A 19,798-nucleotide genomic window follows, 5' to 3' on the forward strand; every position below is an offset into this window, starting at 1 on the left:
TTCATATGAGATATGTCATATATATTCGTTATATTTTTACTTTTACCTTTTTAATAATAAGAATACAAAAACGACTCTTATCACACGAAAAGAGTCGTTTTCTAACTTTATACTTTTAATACTTTCATGTTAAAAATGCGAAAACTAAAATACTATTACCTAAGAGCCTTAACTATAACTTTAGTTGCCTCTGCAATGAGTTGATTATCATAAGTTGCCTCTTTCTCATCTTTACTAGATAAAATTGCGATGATAATTGGTGCTCTATTTGGAGGCCAAACGATAGCAATATCATTTCTTGTCCCGTAACTGCCAGCACCTGATTTATCTCCAACTACCCAGTCAGTTGGTACGCCTGCACGAATAAGTTTGTCTCCTGTAGCATTTCCTTTCATCCACTCTGTAAGAATTTTACGTTTTTCAGCAGGAAGTGCATTTCCGACCGTAAAAGCTTTAAGATTCGTAGCAATAGCTTTCGCTGTACTAGTGTCACGAATGTCTCCTGGAATAGCTTCGTTTAATTCTGTTTCAAAGCGATCAGACATAGTAATCCGATCCCCCATATGCCTAAGCGCTTTTTCATATCCTTTAGGTCCTCCTATTTTATTAAATAAAATGTTCCCTGCAGTATTATCACTTGAACGAACAGCTGCCTCAGCAATTTCTCCTAGTTTCATTCCAGTATCTACATGTTTCTCTGTAACAGGTGAATAATCCACTAAGTCTTCTTTCGTATATGTGATTACTTCATTTAATGAATCAATTGAGTTTTGCTGTAGTAATACTCCTGCTGCTAAAGCCTTGTAGGTTGATGCAAAGGCAAATCTTTCGTTAGGTCGATAAGAGATTGTTTGATTTGTACCAGTATCAATCGCATATACACCTAATCGAGCATCAAATTTTTTCTCCAGTTGAGAGAACTCTTTATACGTTTCCTGATTTTTATGTTTCACTTGTCCAGTCTTTTCTTTCGCTTCAACTTGCAATGCCCCTCCTGTAAAAGCTTCTAGGCTTGTAATACTTAAACCTAATATACCAACGCATATTCCTATTTTTAGCATCCTCTTATTTTTCAAAATCATCATTCCTTCCAAATTTTTAGCACCTTTTTATACGTACACATAATAGACAATCACCGAACCAAATTTGTTCCACAAACTGAAAAAAATTTATAGCTAGTATGAGAATTATTAACAAAATAAGAGATAGTAGCTATGATCGCCACTATCTCTTATTTCATATTTCATTTTTTACTTATAAATGGCTTTATATAAACAGGTTCTCTTCCCTGAGAAAAGTATTCTAATTTTGCTTAGAACTACCTGTACTAGTAGATTCACCATATATACGTTGCTGTTTCAAATCAAAGTATACATCTAATACTTCCTTTCCAATTATAGAATTAATTCCATTTTTATCATCATGAAGCCATGGAACTACTACGGAAAATGCTACTTCTGGATTATCATATGGAGCATATCCAACTAACGTTAAGTTGTAACATTCCATACGTTCTCCTTTTGCATTTCTGCCAATTGGGTCATCTCCACCATATACAGTTTGGGCTGTTCCTGTCTTTCCTGCTGGTTTATATGGCGCATTTTTGAAATATTTCACGCCAGTTCCATCACCTTCTTGGAATACCCATCTAAACCCTTCTTTTATCCGATCAATATGTTCTTTCTTCATATCAATTCGATTTAATACGACAGGCTCTATGGAACGTATAACTTTTCCAACCTCTTCTTTTATTGATTGTTCTCGTATTTCTTGTACAATTTGAGGTTGCATTCTATAACCACCATTCGCAATCGTTGAAACATATTGCGCTAATTGCAACGGCGTATACGTATCATACTGACCAATAGAAAAATCTAGTAAAAACCCAGGTTGACTATCTACTTTTCTCGTTTGTCCAATTATTTCATTCGGTAAATCAATACCTGTTGGGACACCTAAACCAAATTGCTTGAAATAATAGCGCATCGTATCAAAGGCTCCTTGTTTAATATCCAATGATCCATTTGGTACGTAATTAACTCCGGCAATTTTTAAAGCTGTCTGGAACATGTATACATTCGAAGATACTTGTAAAGCCCGTAAATCATTAATATTACCAAATCCGGATACATTCCACGATTTCTTAGCTTGTGTACCTTTAAATTTCATCGGCGCGTCATAAAATTGATCTCCTGGATGTATTGCCCCTGTCTCATATCCAGTTAATAAAGTAGCACCTTTTACAGCTGACCCTAGCTCATACGAAGTTGTCATATTACCTAATGCCAAATCCTCAAACTCTATTTTCCCTTCTTTTTCTACAATCTTTTTGCCTGCCATTGATAAAATTTGTCCGTTATTTGGATTCGTCATGACAACAAAAGCTCGATCGAGAAGTGGCTCTGAACTTTTAAAAGCTCTCAAGTTTTTCTCTATACTTTCTTCCACTTTCTTTTGTAATTCCATATCAATCGTTAATGTTAAACTATTACCACTTTTTCCTTTAGAGATTATTTCTGTGCTAACAATGTTTCCTGATTTATCAGTAATATTTTTCACTTCTTCTTTTGTTCCGTGTAATACATCTTCATATCGTTGTTCAATATAACTTTTTCCAACACGATCATTACGGTTATATCCACGTACTAAATAAGAATCTAAATTTTCTTTCGGTAATCCTTCTTCACTACTCGTAATATTTCCTAATACAGAACGAAATAAATTACCGTTTACATAATTACGTTCCCAATCAACAGTTGCATCTACTCCTGGAAAATTCGCAAGATTTTCGCTTATCCGCGCATACTCTTCATCTGTTACATCTTTTTTAATGATTTGTGGTGTTAGTTGATAACCTGAACCCATTTTACTTTTAATAGCTAACACCTTTAAATCTTGTGCTGTTAATTCTGCTAATTCTACCTCTGTAACGCGACCTCGTCTTAAGTCTTCTATTTTTTTATCTAACTCTTTTCCCTCTATACCCTTTTCTTTAAACTTTTCTATATCTTTCTTAGTAATCTTTGTCTCCGCACGTTTCGAATTCAACTGCATCCAAAAATCTTTTTTATCGATATCTGTTAATTTATTTATATCTTGTTCAGGCATTTCAAGTACTTTCGCCAAGTCTTTTGCTGTTTTTAAAATATCTTCACTCGTAATTCCCTTCACCCTTGTATACGTAATTGTGCGAAGAGATTTATTATTAACAACTGTTTTCCCTTCTCGATCTAAAATTTGTCCACGTGGAACTGGAATACTAGTTATTGCATTTTGACTACTTTCCACTTGGTTCTTATAAGCCTCTCCCTCAACGATTTGTACCTTTCCTAGCTGCATAATAATAGCTGAGAATAGTAGAAATATGCAAAGGAACATTATATTTAATCGAATAGATATATATGTCTTCTGCTTCTTGCCTTTTTGTTCTTTCATAAATCCTCCATTTAATCCTTTCAGAAATTGCTACAACTACTAAAAGCATTTCTTATATATTAGATACCGATAATCGGTTATAAATATCGCCTCAATTTTTTGCTTAATCCTTGTAAGCATCCATTCTTTTTCGTTTAGATACGGAATTAATAACTCTCCCTTCTTGTTTTCTCTCTATTTTTTTGCCGCTTGCATTAGAAGTGCTAAACTGTATAATGACTCTTATTAAACTTACATATAGACTTGCTAGTAAATTTTCATGTTAATTATTCCTTTCTTCATGCTTTAATACTTAATAGACAACCTAAACAATAAAGTTGTTCCACATTTACAAAAAAAATAATTAAATATAAGATAAAATAGGCTACATAAGGGAGGGTTATATGTTACATACAAAAAGATGGAGATTTTTTGCGGTTCTTTCTATTGTAGGTTTGATTTTACTAATTTTATTAAAAATCAACTTCATTTCAATTACTATCGCAACTTCTTCAGCTGAAAGAGGAAAGATTTTTGATCAAAATGGTGTAATACTAGCTACAAATAAGAAAGTTAAGTCTCTATATTGCACTTCTAATGATGAAAAGCTATCGAAACAAGATACATCAAACACATTAGCTTTTTTTAATCAATTCTCAATCGAGTTTCAACATGATATTTCTACAGAGAACATAAAATCTCAATTACAACAATCTTGTAAAAAGCAGACTATGAATGATATACCGTTATACTCTGATATAACTGAGAATGAACTTGCATTCATAAACAAAAACAAACCCAATAATGTAATAATTAAAGATGAATGGATTCGATATTATCCTAAACACGAAATTGGTTCACAAGTAATTGGGTATGTAGAAAATGACCTTAATTCAAAGCATATGGCTGTTGGAAAAAGCGGGATTGAGCTGCAATATGAAAATGATTTAAAAGGAAAACCAGGTAAAACTCTTATTTTTAAATTGAATAATAAAAAGTTCTTATGGAACATTCAAAAAGTACAAATAGGTAAAGATGTACGGCTAGCTTTAGACTCTGAGTTGCAGCAAAAGGCAGAAGAAGCATTAAGATCTCAAATTAAGAAAACACCCGATGCTAAAGCTGGTTATGCTGTAGTAAGCGATGCAAAAACTGGCGCAATTTTAACTATGGCCAACACGGCAGTTTTTGATCCAAATATATTAAATACACATGTATCTTCTCGAAAAGAAAATATTAAATCTCTTTCGCAAAATAAAGCGATTCAAAAATTAAAGTATGGTGAATCTTATGTAAATATGGCTTCTACTATAAAACCACTTACTATTTTAATTGGATTAAACGAAAAACTTTTTCAACCCGAAGATACTTATTTAGATAAAGGTACTTTTCAGTATGATAATCAAAATAACATTACGAATGCACCTGGAACACCAACAGGTGAGATTACACCGAGGCAGGCTATCATTAATTCATCTAACACATTTATGACAGCAAAAGTAGCTCTGCCCTTATTCAACCAGAATAATGGAAATATAGAAAAAGTGGCACATATATGGACAGATTATTTAATACAATTCGGCCTACGTTCTAAAACCGGGATTGATTTGCCCTTTGAAGAAGACGGACAATATGAATTCCATCCATCTAATAAATTTGAAAATGGGATTTCTGCTTTATTAAATGCCTCTTGGGGAGGAAATGAAGTGCATACTCCTCTTCAACTCGCTCAATATGCAGCAACATTGGCAAGTAAAGGTGATAAATATAAACCTCAAATCGTAAGTGCGATTATTGGTCAAGATGGTAAGGAAACAAAAAAGTTTAAACCCATTTTAGAAAGTTCAAATCGTTACCCGATGAACTTTTGGAGTGTCGTGCAAGGTGGAATGAGTCAAAATATAGAGGAAATTAAAAAGTTGCCCTTTGACGTCGCAGGTAAAACAGGTATTACAGGTTTTCCAAATGAGCAAGAAAGAATGATAAATCATTCTCTTTTCATTGCATATGCTCCTACTGAAGATCCACAAATTGCTATTTCTGTCGTTATTCCTGGTAGTAATTCCGAAAAAAACATTGCCGCTCTCGTTACATCAGAAATTTTAGAGTACTGGAATACTCTTCAAAAAGAGAATAAAAACAAAGAGGAAGGTTCATTAAAGTGAACCTTCCTCTTTTACCATATAGAATCTATATTTATTATTTTCCATATACCTTCATTATTCTTTTCGAACATAAATGAATATTTAATATCAGTTAAAACGTACTCTTTCTGTACATATCCAGTATTACCGTTAATTGTCGATATTTTTATATATCCATCATTCTGCACTTTTTCTGGAATCCAAGCTTTTACCATTTCATTAGATACTTCATATAAAACTTGTGATTCTCGCTTTGGTTCTGCTAAAATTTTTGTTTTATTTCCAGTAACAGTTGCATATATAAAATGTGCTTGCTTTCGTTGGTTACTTTCCGTCAATCCACTTGGTACTTTATATATTTGCTTTGTATCATTTGCAAACTCTCCCCCCATTGTAAGGGCGACTTGCAACTCATGAAAAATATCTTCATCAAACTTCAGTTCAGCCTTCTTATAACTCTTCCCTTTAAATAGAACTTCATCATTTAACGCTTTGTACAGGTTATTTTCATTTTTTGAGTTCGTACTTTGATATAGTTCATTCATAAATTGTTTTAATGATGGATCTTGAGCAGACTCATCTTTTGTTTTAGGCTTAATTTGTGTACTACTTTGTACTGGTGATTTATTATCATCAAGCCAAGGTTGTTGAACAATGAAAAATAACATTGTACAAACTAAAACAACTACAATAGGTAATGCTTTTTTACGAAATGGTCTTTTATGTTTTACAAAATCCACTTCATTATTTTCGTATATAGACTGCTTTATTTTAGAAATAAATTCTTCTTCATCTTTACGATTCTCCATTGGGCCTTTTTTTATTTTTCTATACCAGTCAGGATTTTGTTTATTGTTCATCACTACTACCCTCCCCTATTAATTTTGAAACCTTACTTCTCGCTCTACTTAATCTCGATTTTACAGTTCCAATGGATACTCCTAACGTTTCAGCCATTTCTTCATAAGATAATTCATATTTTGCATCCAATATGATTATTTCACGGTGCTTTTTAGGTAGCTTTAATACAACTTTCCACACATCATTCATTTCTTCTTGCTTAAAAAATTCTTGTTCTGCCGACTGGGATTGCTTATCGTCACTAAAAAAACCTATTAAAGATATTCTTTTAAAATAAGATGATTTCAAATAGTTTATTGCCGTATTTCTTGTGATTTTTAATATCCACGTTTTAATAGATGACTCCTTTCGAAATGAATTCCAATTTTTAAATACCTTTATAAATACATCTTGCGTAATATCATCTGATAAGTGTGGATCTTTCGTAATAATAAATGAATAATTCCATACATCTTGCCAATAGTCTTTTATAACATCGTCCAGCTCATCATGATTATACTTTTCAATAAACGTCTGTTCCATTTCCACACCTCAAACTTATTTGAATAAACGTAAAACTACCCTCACTTTTATTATGGTTTCAATATATAGACAAGATACAAGTTTCATTTGTTCCATTGTTTATCTTTTTTCAAGCAGAATAATACTACTAAAAAACAAGTAAAACATACAATGATAAAATTCTACTCATGAAAATCTGTTTTTTGAATTTAACGTAACACTCCACTTGTCCATTTCAACTTGCTATACTCTTCTATTTACCATTAGCAATGCCAACTTTTCAGAAATGAAAATTAAGATAAGGTATTAACTTTCTAGAGTCGCAGCAAAAAAAGCATTCTCGATTAGAAAGAATGCTTTTTTGAAATTTCATTGTTCTATATTCCCCCAATTTATATCTTTGAGTTAAGCAAACATGTAATAAATGTAGTCAAAAAATTCACCTTATAATTAAGTATTAATTCTGAAATACATGTTTTACTTTTTCACCTGGAACGTTACTTCCTCCTCTTCCTTTTACATCTTCAATCATCATTGTAACAATCATGTCTGGCGCATTTGCATCGAAAGCTGCGAACCATCCCAGTTCTTTTCCGTCTGCTTCTTTAGACTCTTTCAGTTCTGCTGTACCAGTTTTACCAGCAAGCGTAACACCATCAACCTTTGCAATTCTCCCTGCGCCATCAGGGTCATTAATGGCTTTGATTAATGCACTCTTTAATATGTCTTGATTCTTTTTAGAAACCACATTTTCTTTCCAATTCCCCGCTACTTTTGCTTCTTTTAAAAGATGTGGCGATGGAATATTCCCTTCATTCACAATCGGTGCATATGTTAATGCTAAATGAAGTGGTGTCATTAATACTTGTCCTTGTCCATAGCCTGTGTCTGCTAGTTGGATATCGTTTCTTATCCCATCTCTTGCAATGATTGAAATAGGAAATTCGTATTCTATTGGTAATTTTTCATGAAAACCGTATTTCTTCAGTTCATTTACATACTGATCTTTTCCTATTTTCAAAGCTTGTTGAGCAAAATAAATATTATCAGAGTACTTCATTGCCTTATCAAAATCAATTGGACTTGCATCCTTCACACGCGTTACATAGTAATTTCCCCAAGATGAATCTTTTGTCCACTTCAATCCTTGAATTTTAAATTCTTCCTTCGGATTTATTGTGTTTGTTTCCAAACCAATTGCACCTGTGATCGTTTTAAATACGGAACCTGGTACAATTGCTTGTGTAAAGCGATTCGTCATTGGTAGTTTCGAGTCGTTACTCCATGCTTCTCGTTGGGCTTTCGATGCTCCTCTAACTATTATATTTGGATTATAAGCAGGGCTACTTACAAGTGCGATTGTTTCACCTGTTTTAGGATTAATCGCTGCACTAGACCCTGCTTCAGTTTTCATCTCATTAAAGATTTTTTCTTGAATTGCAGCATCAATTGTTAACGTAACATTTTCGCCTTCTTTTGCTTCTTTTTTTGCTACGTTTTTAATCTCTTTCCCATTCTCATCTTCTATAAATACGCGTCCACCCTTTTCACCACGCAATTTATTTTCTAACACTTTCTCTAAACCGGTCTTACCTACTAAATCATCTGCTTGATAACCTTGTTTTTGAAGTGATTTTAACTCCTCCGCATTCACCTTTCCTATATATCCAGTTAAGTGTGCCGCTGCTTCACCTAATGGATACGTACGAATATTTACTGGACGAGATGAAACTCCTTCTAATTCAATATAATCATTCTGTCTGGTTCCCTCTTTTAAAATACCAATTGGTACAAAGGAGTCTGGTTTTATCCATTTCGCTGTGAGCTTTTGTTCAACCTCTTCTGTAGACATATCAAGTAATTGTGCTACTATTTCTTTCGTTTGCACTGCTGTTTCGCCTAGTTTCTCTGGAATAATTCCAACCTCAGTTGCTTTACCATTCGTTGCAAGCCCTTTTCCATTTCGATCATATATTTCCCCGCGTTTTCCTTGCTCTATTTGCATACGTACTTTGTAATCTTTTTTCATACCTGGGAAGATGAAGTCTGGTGTCCAATCTATTTTCCAAGACTCTTTATCTTTCACAAGTTTTGTTTCATGGATGAATGAAACTGGTCCTACATCCGTATCCATCTTAACTTCAAAAAGAAAAAGCTCTTTATCTTTCGTATTCTCTCCTTTCATTTTAACTTTTAAATTATTAGCTCCAATCCCCTCATAGATTTTTTGATATTTTTCTGTGAGTTCTTTTTTAGAAATCGATTTTTTGGCATGATCTGATAAATGATCATACATATTTGCAAACTTTTTATCATTCCATAAATTAATATATTCTTCAAATGCTTGTTTTGGCGGTTCGTTTTTATTACATCCTACCAACATAACTGCGAAACAAATGAAAAACAGCATCCATAATTTTTTCAATTCAATCTTCTCCCTTAATTAAAAATCATTATTCCTTTCTTAATTTATTAAATAAAAAATGTTTCAACGCTTAATAGACATTGTAAGTAATGACATTGTTCCATATTTACAAAAAAATTAATATCTATGTTCATTTTAATACAAAAAAGCAGGCATAAATATATGCCTGCCTTCCGTTCCCAAAATCAATTACACCTAAAACAACTTGTGGTTAACCAAATCCAGATACTCTTCTACACCCTATTTTTTACTTTTCTAAAATAATTCCCGCTATTTTATTAGCATATTTTTTAGAGTCAAATCCATCATAGTTACTTAGTACTACAACAGTCAAATATTCTTTTGGAAACCGCATGAAGTATGAACGATAACCTGCCCAGCTACCTGAATGTTCCAAGTATCGACAGTTAAAATCTTCTGCAAGCCTTAGCCCAAAAGCATAATCTTCATTGTCAATAATTGTTTCCCCAGTTGGAGAAATTTCCGGACCTATTTCGCTCATTCTTTTAACAAGTTCTTTTCCGCCAACGGTACCTGTAGTTAAATTTTCTCCCCACTTTACCAGGTCTTCGACTGTTGCATGAACTGCCCCATCACCTGTATGTTCCCAAGGGCTTTCATAGACCATATATGCTCCTTGTTCATTCTTTGAATACCCCCTAGCAATTGATATAGTAGTTGGGTAGCAATCTACAATTGTTGTGTCTTTCATATTTAAAGAATCAAAAATACGTTCTTTTGCAAACTGACGTAAAGACTTGCCGCTTACCTTCTCTACCACTAGTGACAATAAAAAATATCCTGTATTGCTATACTCAAATTTTGTGCCAACAGGGAACCTTGCAATTTGATGACCATTAAGGTGTTTTAGCGATTGTTCCACAGTTAGTATATCAGTAAATTTAATATTTTCTGCTTGAGCCAATTCCATATAATCAACTAGTCCGCCAGTATGATGAATTAGATGCCTCAATGTTACTGGTTCAGCATATGTTCCTATAGAAGGGACAAACTTTACAATTGAATCATCTAAACTCAATCTTCTCTCTTGTTCTAAGAGTAATATAGAAAACGCTGTAAATTGTTTAGAAACTGAGGCGATATTAAAAACGCTCTTTGTGGTTATCGGTAGATTTTCCTCTATAGAAGCTAAGCCAACTGCACCTTTATACGTTACTCCGCTATCAAAACTAGCAATATATGCAAAGCCAGGAGCTTTTGGTGAAAACTTTTTTAATAATTGTTTAATCAATGTATGCGTCTTTTCATTATATGTATTATTCACCTTAATCACATCCCCTTCTCTTTGAATGGTTAGGAATACAATAAAAAATACTATATATATATAATGTCAAATTCTCCTTTCAAAATTTAAACTTTTTAATGCATTATGCCAAGTACTAAAGGAAAGCAAAAATTATTAAAGAAATTAATAGTCTACCTTAGGATTGCTCTTAACAGGTTAAAAGCTTTTACAAACAAATTTTAGCAAACAATGTCTTCCCCCCTCTTTTTTTATGACAGTTTTTTGATTGGAATGAAAGCCAATAGAATTAATTATTGAAATATACAAAAAATCTTAATATAAACAATATTTTACAGCACTTCTTCTATAACGTAAATATTCATTTTACTTTATTTTCCACATAACAAAATATTCTACTTGCGAAATTATTGTTCCGTGGAAATTTTTTCTTTTTCACCAAATGGAAGAAGAATCCTGACTGTTAGCGCTTTTCGTATTACTCAAACCTGATAACAAGCATGCGTTCTCCGTCAAGTGTACTTCAGCAAAAGTACTAAATCCTGGAGTGTCACCTGTATGCCTCCCAATCGGAACACAGGTTGGAAGCTTAGTTTCATCCTTATAAATAAAAAAATAGGGGGAGCCTATCGTGACAGACTCCTCCTAAAATACAACTCTCGTATACATATTGGAAATAAATTTATTTTACTAATAGTGAATATTCACCATTTTTATCATCAAATTTATACACATTCAGATAATATTTCCCTGGTTTCGCTACGAATTTCCCCTTTATAGTATTTCCTTCATCTTCACCACAAGCTACGTAATTTTGCATGTCTGATTCATGATAAAGTACCCATGTCATCCCAATATTTTGTTCATTTACCACAGAAATCTCTACTTCTTTTGGATCTGTAACATTAAACGTATAAACATCTGTTTGATCAGGAGTAATCAGATTTCCTTTTACAAGTTTATTAAACGGGAGTACCTTCTCCTCTTCAAGGGATTCACCTGTTTGCGGATCTTGTTTTACAGTAATTTTTGTTTGTTCTTTACTTTCTTTACCTCTACTATCTTTTACTGTTAGTTCCACAGTGTATGTTCCTTTTTCTCCATATACATGGGTAGGATTTGCTTCTGTACTTGTAGTACCATCTCCAAAGTTCCATAGATAAGAAATAACTTTTCCATTTTCACTTTTTGTACCATCGCTATGAAATTGAATCTCTTCATTTACTATCCCGCTGTATGGTCCATTCATATTTACTATAGTAGTCGTTTTTTCTTTTTCCTCTGTCGCAACACCATGAAAAACAATATCATATTCAAACTGGTTAGCTGCATTCACACGATAGTTTACGAAATAGGCTGTAACTGTTTTATAACCACTCCAACCTTTTTGGGATAACTGCTCTAAAGTTTGGTTTACTTGTTTACTCATCGCTTTCCAATCTTCAGACTCACCTTTTGATGTACCACCTATGTACTTGCCTTCCACGGTAAATGTATTAAATAATTGCGACTCATATTTTGTAATTTTGGCACTTTTTATATTTGCTACATCCACAATTTCGTTTTTCACTTCAGCTAGCGGCTTTGGTGCGTGTTGAATTAAATAATCATTTGTTACTTGCGGTACATTATATTTATCTTGATTATCAATCAACTGCTGCATATACGCTTGATATTCTGCATTCAATTGTGTATTGTTGCTCAATGATTCACGATATGAGTCATAATTTTTCACATCGTTTGTACGGATTAAATCTTGAAGCTTATCAAATGTTTCAAATTGATGATTATACAAATATGACTGTAGTGCAAAGGAATACTTATAAAAGTCCCATGATCCATATTTTGAGAACAAAGTCTGCTTTGCTGTATAACGGCTTGCTGGATTAGATGATAAGCCACTTATCATACTTTTACGCGGAACAACATTATTTGTACGTGTAGATCCTGCAAAAAATTCTGCATTCCCTTCTTGAAACCAAGTTAATCGTTCATTTTGATACATTTCTCCGCTTCCAAATAAACCAGGAACCTCATATCTTCCTTGTAAATAGTGAGTGAATTCATGACGGAACAACTCTTCTAAACTATAAATACTCTGCTTTGGCGTACGCTCATATGTAAAGAAAGTCCCCTTCTCTTCAATATAAATTCCACCGTTGTTTGTTTCATATCCATATAATTGTCTATTTAATTGATATTCATCTGGATTATTATAAATTACTATTGTTAGTACATCATCAGCATTACCTGGTTCTAGTGCTTTATCATTTCCAATTACACGGTGATATTGTGCTTTTACTTCCTTGGCTGCCCAATATAATCTCTTAATTTTTTCTTCTGTTACTTTATCTCCCGTCTTAAAGACAATAGATCCGTCATCAAATGTATATGTTTTAGGTAAGTATTGTTGTTTCCCTTCTTCACGTATTTTCTGTAAATCTACTGCATTTCCACTATAATCTTTTCCACCATAGTTTGTTTTCATTTGTTCTACTGCTACAAAATAAGCTCCACTTAAACGAGGATACAAGTTCATCGCTTGTGTAATAACTTCCAATCCTTTGTTTGGATTACTATGAAATTTCCCTAAACGTCCTGCATAATAAATGCCATTATTAATTAACCAACTATTTTCATTTGTTATATTCCCCACGAGAGCAATTCTACTAACCTCATTTATAAAGTTATCAATCTTTCCATACCACATTGTTTCATTAGGTTTCTTATTCGTATCCTGTAAATAAGACTGTATATCATAATCAATTCCTTTTACAATTTCATATACAGCTTGTCCTTTTGCATAATTACTTACATACGTAGAAAGGTTATCATTATAGTGTTTTAAAATATTTACCGCATACTGCACTGTTTCAGTATCACTAGAAGCATTACTAATTAATTTTCCATACGCAGCTATTACCCTATCTTGCTCGGCTGTACCTAATGCAAAGTTGGGATTTCTTGCAATTGCTTTTAATGCTGGTAAACATTTGTCATGGAAGCTTCTCTCTTTTAAGTAACTTAATTCATTATTATAATATCCCACATAAAAAGCAGAACGTAGTACTTCAACAAATGTTTCAATGCCCTTTGAGTCCTCTTTAGTAAACGATTTTCCTCTTTGTCCTAATTCATTAATGATAACGTTCATGCGTTCTTTATTCTGATAAAATGCTTTCGTATCTTGATTAAATTGAAATAAATCAGTAATTTGATTCCAAGAAATTTTTGAGAGTGTGTCAATGAGTTCGTTATCAGGCATTTTATTCAGTTCTGCCAGAGAGTAGCTTTGCTTTAATTGAATTTCATCACGTTTCATAACCAGAGTAGGACGTTGTGAAAAATCGCCTACTTTTAAACGCTCTTCAAAAGTCAATGTTTCGTCAGTTTTTGTAGCATGTACGATTTCATCTTTTGAAGTTTCTGTCCCAATTGGTTTTATCTGTAAGATATTATAGGGTACTTTTTCTTCTGCTGATACCTGTGTTTGAATACTTCCAAATGATAATGCCACCGTACTAATCCCAATCATCATTTGAGTAAATTTTAAATTCTTATTCATAATGTTTCCTCCAATTATATATTCCATCAAAGAATATAACATTTTACATACAGTAATTATTTAAATATGTAATATTTCATATTACATTACATGTATTTATAGATAATATAATTCAAGGAGTAACATTATTAAATTACTTTCTTCTTCCCATCCTTTCATATGAATTATTTAATTTTTTTATTTTTTATTTACATATTCGTTATACGAATCCAATATCTCTAGTAAGGTCTCGTTAGATATTTGGAGATAATAGTTATAATTCATCAAATAAAATATACCTAATCGCATATCTATATAGTGAGATACTACCTCATGTTTGTATACAAACAATTCACGATTTGCATACTGTATTAAGAGCCCTCCTATGACATAGAAATCTTAGTCACTTACTCTAAAAAATTAAAAAATCCACACCCACCAATACCTCTGTAGATGTGGATTTTTAACTTTATTTAGAAATGTAAAATGTTTAAAAATTCTATCTATGTAATTTATAAACTTACAAATTATAACGTAACTAATCCTATTCAACACATACATATGGCACTAGCAGTTTTTAATTTTTTATCATCTAAAAAAAGAATTATGTACTTTTATACCGATACATTCTAAATAATGGCACTTACAATTATTTAAGGATGTGAAATACCAGTGGGTATAACTCCAAATACTTTTTAGTAATTTCATGAATCGGGAAATTGAATCAGTTGTCGATTCATTTTTAAATAAGGGATATTTTATAATGTAGGATTATGTATTAATGAAGAAATAATTCTGTTTACAAGATCATCTGTTATCCACTCTGTTTGCATATCGTCGGAGTCACTTTGATTCATCGAATCAATAAACTTTTTAAATTTCGGAAATAAGACTATGGAGGTAATCCAATAAATAGCATGGCTTGTCGAAAAGAAATGAAAAACTCCTTGTTCTTTCCCTTCCAATAAGATTTCTTTTAATTGTCCAAAATTCCCAATAATATATGGTTTTATTTTTTCTAATTGTGAACTTTCTTTGATAATTGCCTCATATGCAAGCGTTCCAATTTCAGGATGTTGTTTTATATGTGCAATAAAGAAAGTTAAATATTGTCTTAGAGCAGTTTTAGGATTATGCTGCGTTTCTTCAAGAAAATTTGGTAGTTTTTTTGCAAAACCATATTTTTTAAATACCTCTAAGTAAAGGTTCTCTTTTCCGTTAAAATAATACGAAGCCATAGCAACATTCACCTTTGCTTCTTTTGCAATTTCTTGGATACTTGTACCATCATATCCACTCTCTCCAAATTTTTTCTTAGCCGCTTCTAAAATATTTTCAATTGTTTGTTCGCGAGATTTTCCCATTCTCTACACCTCATATTAAAATTAATGAATTTCAAAAAAATATTATGTGCTTTATATCACAACTTTTCCATAAGATTTAATTATATATTTCGAATAATAATTTAACAAATAATTGAATATTAAGCACTCCTTATAAAACCCTTTTCTCCCCACTAATAAAAAAAGGCTGGAGACTATCTATTTCAATAGTTAATCTCTAGCCTTTTACTGGAATAATTAAAAGTTAAAGGATATTGGATTTTTTAATCTCAATTATTTATTTTACCACTTGTACAGATGCTGGTTTCCACCCCTGATTCTCTACCCAATCAATATTAACCTTATATTTTTTATTATTTTGTTTATCTCGTACATTACCGTAGGCTTTATTATTACCATTATTTCCAATAAAATCGAAAATCAATTGGCTCTCTGGAACATCAACAGCATAAGAGATTGCTTTTTTCATCTCACTCCAATCTACTGTTCCTTCTTTAAATTTCATTTCAGGTTTTGCTCCTTGCTCTGTACCAATTGGCTTCCATGAAGGATTAGTTTGAGGATCCTTTTCTTGAGATACCGTTTTTTCTTCCTCTTTATTTTCATTTCCGTTCGTTTTTACCGTTTTTTCTACTTTTTGTTTCCCTTCTAACTGTGCTGCTTCTTTATCTTCGCTTTTCTTTTCTTCTATCTTTGCTATTTCTTTATCTTCAGTTTTCTTCTCTTCTAACTTTGTTGCTTCTTTACCTTCAGTTTTCTTCTCTTCTAACTTTGTTGCTTCTTTATCTTCAGTTTTCTTCTCTTCTATCTTTGCTGTTTCTTTATCTTCAGTTTTCTTCTCTTCTATCTTTGCTGTTTCTTTATCTTCAGTTTTCTTCTCTTCTATCTTTGTTACTTTCTTTTCTTGAGCAATTGCTTTCGTTGATGTATTAGAAGGGGTAAACAATTGGTATGTCACTATACCAACTGTCACTAATACCAAAGTAAATGCAATATTAAAAATTGCCTTTTGACGACGATTCTGTTGTTTTTCCTGAAATCTGCTTACTTGTCCCATTCTTCAAACCTCCGTGTTTACTTTCTCCTCTACTCTTTATGTATTATCCCTAAAATTCTTAATATTTTTATTAAACAATAGAAATAAACTACACTTTCCATACAGGATTTCATATCATAATAAAATTTGTGTTTTTTCAAGCATCTGACATATGTTATTCAAAATAGTTTAATACATTAAAAATTGATAAGCTTCTGCACTTAAGAAACCTTCAATTTTATTCAAAGGTGATTCCAATTACGTCCACATTAGATCTCCTGTAGAAAGCTTTTTAACAATTAAGCCTCTTCTTCCCTTATTTATAATTTTTAAATTAAATTTCCCTCTATAGTATAATAAAGATGTTTCGTTTTCTAATGGGGTATGTCGTAAAATCAAAAGAGATTTTATCTCTTTCACCTTCTTTTCAGAGTAAATTTCACCACTAGGAAATTCTATTATTCCTAATGTAATCTTTAATTCGCTCTCCTCAAAAGTCCACTCTTTATTAAGTTCTCTTATCCTTTGTATAAAGCTTCTTTTGGTTTGTCCTATATAGAGCAATGTTACATTCTTAGCATATACTCTAGAGATTGCAAATAGCCCCTTCTTAGAAGCTTCTTCCCTATTATAAAAGTCATTTATACTATACATGCCATACCACTTAATATGTACTGTTTCTATGAATCTCACCTCATTTTTAGACAATATTATAATTTCTGAATGTTCGAATTATTATGGGTACATATGCTTGATTACTTGAATTATAAATTGTGCTTTTCAATAATACATTTTATTATTACTAATTTCAATAATGAAGAAAAAATACAATATTATAGTTTAATTACAAAGCTGTATAAAAAACAAAGTGATATCGTGCCACATATTTTCTTTTTTTACAATATCAAACTATCGCGAACAAAATTTAGAAAGTTATGGAATAAAAATAGAGATGTTTTTGCAACTCATTGATTTTTTACCAAACACGTATAAAAACCAATAATATGAAAATAAACGACTGGCTAAAAGTTTACTTTCAATAAAATAAAAAAAGAACCTGCAAATTTGCAGATTCTCCTGATAATGATTTATATAAGTAAGACTCGAAAATATAATACAATGATTCAAAAATAAGTTCAAGTAAATCCAAAGAACCCGCTGGAGTTCGGGTTCTTTCAGAAGTGATGATGTTTTCTCGGATTTGCAAAGTGAGAAAATACAAGAATATAATACATCGAGATTTAGAGAATTTCAATACTTAAATTAGAGGTTATTTTAATATGATGTAACATTAGCATTTTGAAGGAATAGCAATGAATACCTTATACATTTCCAGTCTACATAACGCTTTATTATCAGTAGAAAGAAAAAGTAAATCCCTACTTTCACAAGAAATCCGCCTTTTTACTCTATTCATTTTTTGATACATTCCCATCCACGGTTTTAGGGTTCTCTTTTGTACTGTGTTAGCCGAAAAATTTTATAAATCATAATTCGTTTTTCCTCCACCTGTTTCACCCTTTCTACACCCTAGTTTTACAAAATAAGAGGTCATCAAAACTTATATTTATTACTTTCTGTTATCTCCTCTCTCTTGTTCTATGCATAGTCTATTTGAATTTTTATTAGCTACTAAAAAAATTTACAGGACGATTAAATAAAGCCAAGTGCATTGCACTCGGCTTTATGGTCGATTAAACATTTTTACTTCGGACGTATTAAACTGATGTAGATAGTCTTTAGTAGAAGTATAGCCTGAATTCATGAGTGTTTTCTTTTCTTCTTCTGTGATATCGAAATTAAATGACGGCGTAAAGAATGTATTGATAAATACAGTGCGGGCAGCATCTTCTTTGGTTGTTTTTCCACTCTCATGACCTTTGATCATGGTTTGAGACAAATTCCATGCAAAATGAATAAGAGAATGGCCAATATGATGTTCTGTTGAAGTTGCGATATGTTTTAACATGGCAACCTCGGCCTGGGATTCTAAACGGAAACCTAGTGTTTCTTTGTTGTAGACAATTTCATCTGTAGGATCAAAGAAAGATGCATTGTATTTCGTGTGTAAGCTACTTAGTGTAGAATGATCCTCCATATTGCTTATCAATTTATTAACCTCGTCAATCGTATCTGTGGTCGTGAAGTGTTCTTCCTTATTCACAAAACTTTTCCGATCAAATAAACGAATTGGGTAGTTATCGAGTACACCTCCGTCTACATAATAATCTTTATCCCATTCCACAGATTTAAAAAAGAATGGGATGGACATCGAAATCCGCACAGCAACTACTAACGGGACATCAGGTGTCGTTTCGCGAGAAAACGTACGAAGCTCGTGTGTAGAAACGTTCGTTCCTTGGAAAAACACGTCTTTTCCTGTTTTGTCATACAACTGCTGAAAAGTTGTGTCCTTACTCCCTGTCCACTTTTCAACAATCTTTCCTACCCACTCAGTGAAGAAATCCCCTTTATAGATACCAAAACCATCAAAAAATAAACGAATGTTATCTTGTACAATCGAAAAATCATCATCTTTAAACGCTTTGAAATTCATGTCTTTGTGGATTTTTACAAGATCTGCGAATGGAATAGAAAGACCTAAAAGTAATGCAGTAATCGCTCCTGCTGAAGTACCCCCAAATCGTTGTATTTCTGGTAAAATCCCTTCTTCATTTAGTGCACGGATGGCACCTATATAAGCGCTTCCCTTTACCCCGCCACCTTCAAATACTAAGTTACGAAATGGATATGCCATTATATACCTCCAATAGAGAAATTTTCGATCTGTTATAGTATCGGAATTATATTGAAATATATTCCAAATCTTATTGAAAAGGTTTCATGTCCTCCGATACGTATGGCCAAATTATCTTTATTCAATGGATGAATTGTTTGAAAGAGAAGGAATTTGCTTGGAATGGTAATTTAGTAAGATAGGAAACAGGAAGCGGAGCGCATCTTTGGATACACTGACTAATATCCCCTTTTGAAATTGTATATAACGTAACTTCTTTTCCAATGCATCCTCCTAGTAAAATCACGAGTAAGAAATCAAGGAACAACCTACATTTCATAAAGTCCTCACTCTCTTTAACATGCAATCCAGTAAAATATTTTTTTCAAATACGTAGAAATATGGTTTAACCAGTAATCAATGATCAGGTCTTCTTACCTTAAGTAAACCTAAATCTATTTGTCTCCATACAGAAAGAGATAAATAGTTTTGTTCCTATTCATGAAATAGTACAATATATGCAAAATTA

At 32.3% G+C, this 19,798-nt stretch carries 12 protein-coding genes; 1 reads left to right on the forward strand and 11 read right to left on the reverse strand.

Annotation, left to right across the window (positions count from 1 at the left end):
• Positions 1 to 155: 155 nt before the first annotated feature.
• Positions 156 to 1,082: a class A beta-lactamase Bla1 gene (bla, locus tag HMAS_RS12035; RefSeq protein WP_044306568.1), complete on the reverse strand. Its 927-nt coding sequence runs from the start codon at positions 1,080 to 1,082 to the stop codon at positions 156 to 158.
• A 220-nt stretch (positions 1,083 to 1,302) separates the two neighbouring features.
• Positions 1,303 to 3,435 carry a peptidoglycan D,D-transpeptidase FtsI family protein gene (locus HMAS_RS12040; protein WP_088867744.1) on the reverse strand — a complete coding sequence of 711 codons (2,133 nt, stop codon included), beginning with the start codon at positions 3,433 to 3,435 and terminating at the stop codon, positions 1,303 to 1,305.
• Positions 3,436 to 3,818: 383 nt separating this feature from the next.
• On the opposite strand from HMAS_RS12040, the gene HMAS_RS12045 reads away from it, so the two are divergent.
• A complete protein-coding gene (locus HMAS_RS12045) occupies positions 3,819 to 5,579 on the forward strand; it encodes a peptidoglycan D,D-transpeptidase FtsI family protein (protein WP_116344847.1) in 1,761 nt (586 codons plus the stop codon).
• Positions 5,580 to 5,590: 11 nt separating this feature from the next.
• On the opposite strand, the gene HMAS_RS12050 is transcribed toward HMAS_RS12045, so the two are convergent.
• The 9 genes from HMAS_RS12050 to HMAS_RS12095 form a co-directional block, all read right to left on the reverse strand.
• Positions 5,591 to 6,418 (reverse strand): SH3 domain-containing protein, encoded by an 828-nt coding sequence (locus tag HMAS_RS12050; protein ID WP_006920817.1) that lies wholly within the window; start codon positions 6,416 to 6,418, stop codon positions 5,591 to 5,593.
• Complete coding sequence (locus tag HMAS_RS12055) at positions 6,408 to 6,941, reverse strand: RNA polymerase sigma factor (protein ID WP_000438340.1); 534 nt, start codon at positions 6,939 to 6,941, stop codon at positions 6,408 to 6,410. Before HMAS_RS12055 ends, HMAS_RS12050 begins: the two co-directional genes overlap by 11 nt.
• A 436-nt stretch (positions 6,942 to 7,377) precedes the next feature.
• Positions 7,378 to 9,345 (reverse strand): penicillin-binding transpeptidase domain-containing protein, encoded by a 1,968-nt coding sequence (locus HMAS_RS12060; protein ID WP_116344848.1) that lies wholly within the window; start codon positions 9,343 to 9,345, stop codon positions 7,378 to 7,380.
• Between the two features lie 247 nt (positions 9,346 to 9,592).
• Positions 9,593 to 10,630: a serine hydrolase domain-containing protein gene (locus HMAS_RS12065; protein WP_044306566.1), complete on the reverse strand. Its 1,038-nt coding sequence runs from the start codon at positions 10,628 to 10,630 to the stop codon at positions 9,593 to 9,595.
• Between the two features lie 661 nt (positions 10,631 to 11,291).
• On the reverse strand, positions 11,292 to 14,174 hold the full coding sequence (gene colA / locus HMAS_RS12070; protein WP_116344849.1) for a collagenase ColA: 2,883 nt from the start codon (positions 14,172 to 14,174) through the stop codon (positions 11,292 to 11,294).
• A gap of 737 nt (positions 14,175 to 14,911) precedes the next feature.
• Positions 14,912 to 15,517 (reverse strand): TetR/AcrR family transcriptional regulator, encoded by a 606-nt coding sequence (locus HMAS_RS12075; protein WP_000520479.1) that lies wholly within the window; start codon positions 15,515 to 15,517, stop codon positions 14,912 to 14,914.
• 256 nt (positions 15,518 to 15,773) lie between these two features.
• Positions 15,774 to 16,553 (reverse strand): YrrS family protein, encoded by a 780-nt coding sequence (locus HMAS_RS12080; RefSeq protein WP_048535323.1) that lies wholly within the window; start codon positions 16,551 to 16,553, stop codon positions 15,774 to 15,776.
• Between the two features lie 237 nt (positions 16,554 to 16,790).
• The gene (locus HMAS_RS12085) at positions 16,791 to 17,225 is read right to left on the reverse strand and encodes a hypothetical protein (RefSeq protein ID WP_025709602.1); all 435 of its coding nucleotides are present in this window, start codon (positions 17,223 to 17,225) and stop codon (positions 16,791 to 16,793) included.
• A 991-nt stretch (positions 17,226 to 18,216) separates the two neighbouring features.
• Positions 18,217 to 19,290 (reverse strand): patatin-like phospholipase family protein, encoded by a 1,074-nt coding sequence (locus HMAS_RS12095; RefSeq protein ID WP_000331135.1) that lies wholly within the window; start codon positions 19,288 to 19,290, stop codon positions 18,217 to 18,219.
• Positions 19,291 to 19,798: the final 508 nt, after the last annotated feature.

The organism is Bacillus sp. HMA207 (assembly GCF_003402455.1).
Classification (GTDB): domain Bacteria; phylum Bacillota; class Bacilli; order Bacillales; family Bacillaceae_G; genus Bacillus_A; species Bacillus_A cereus.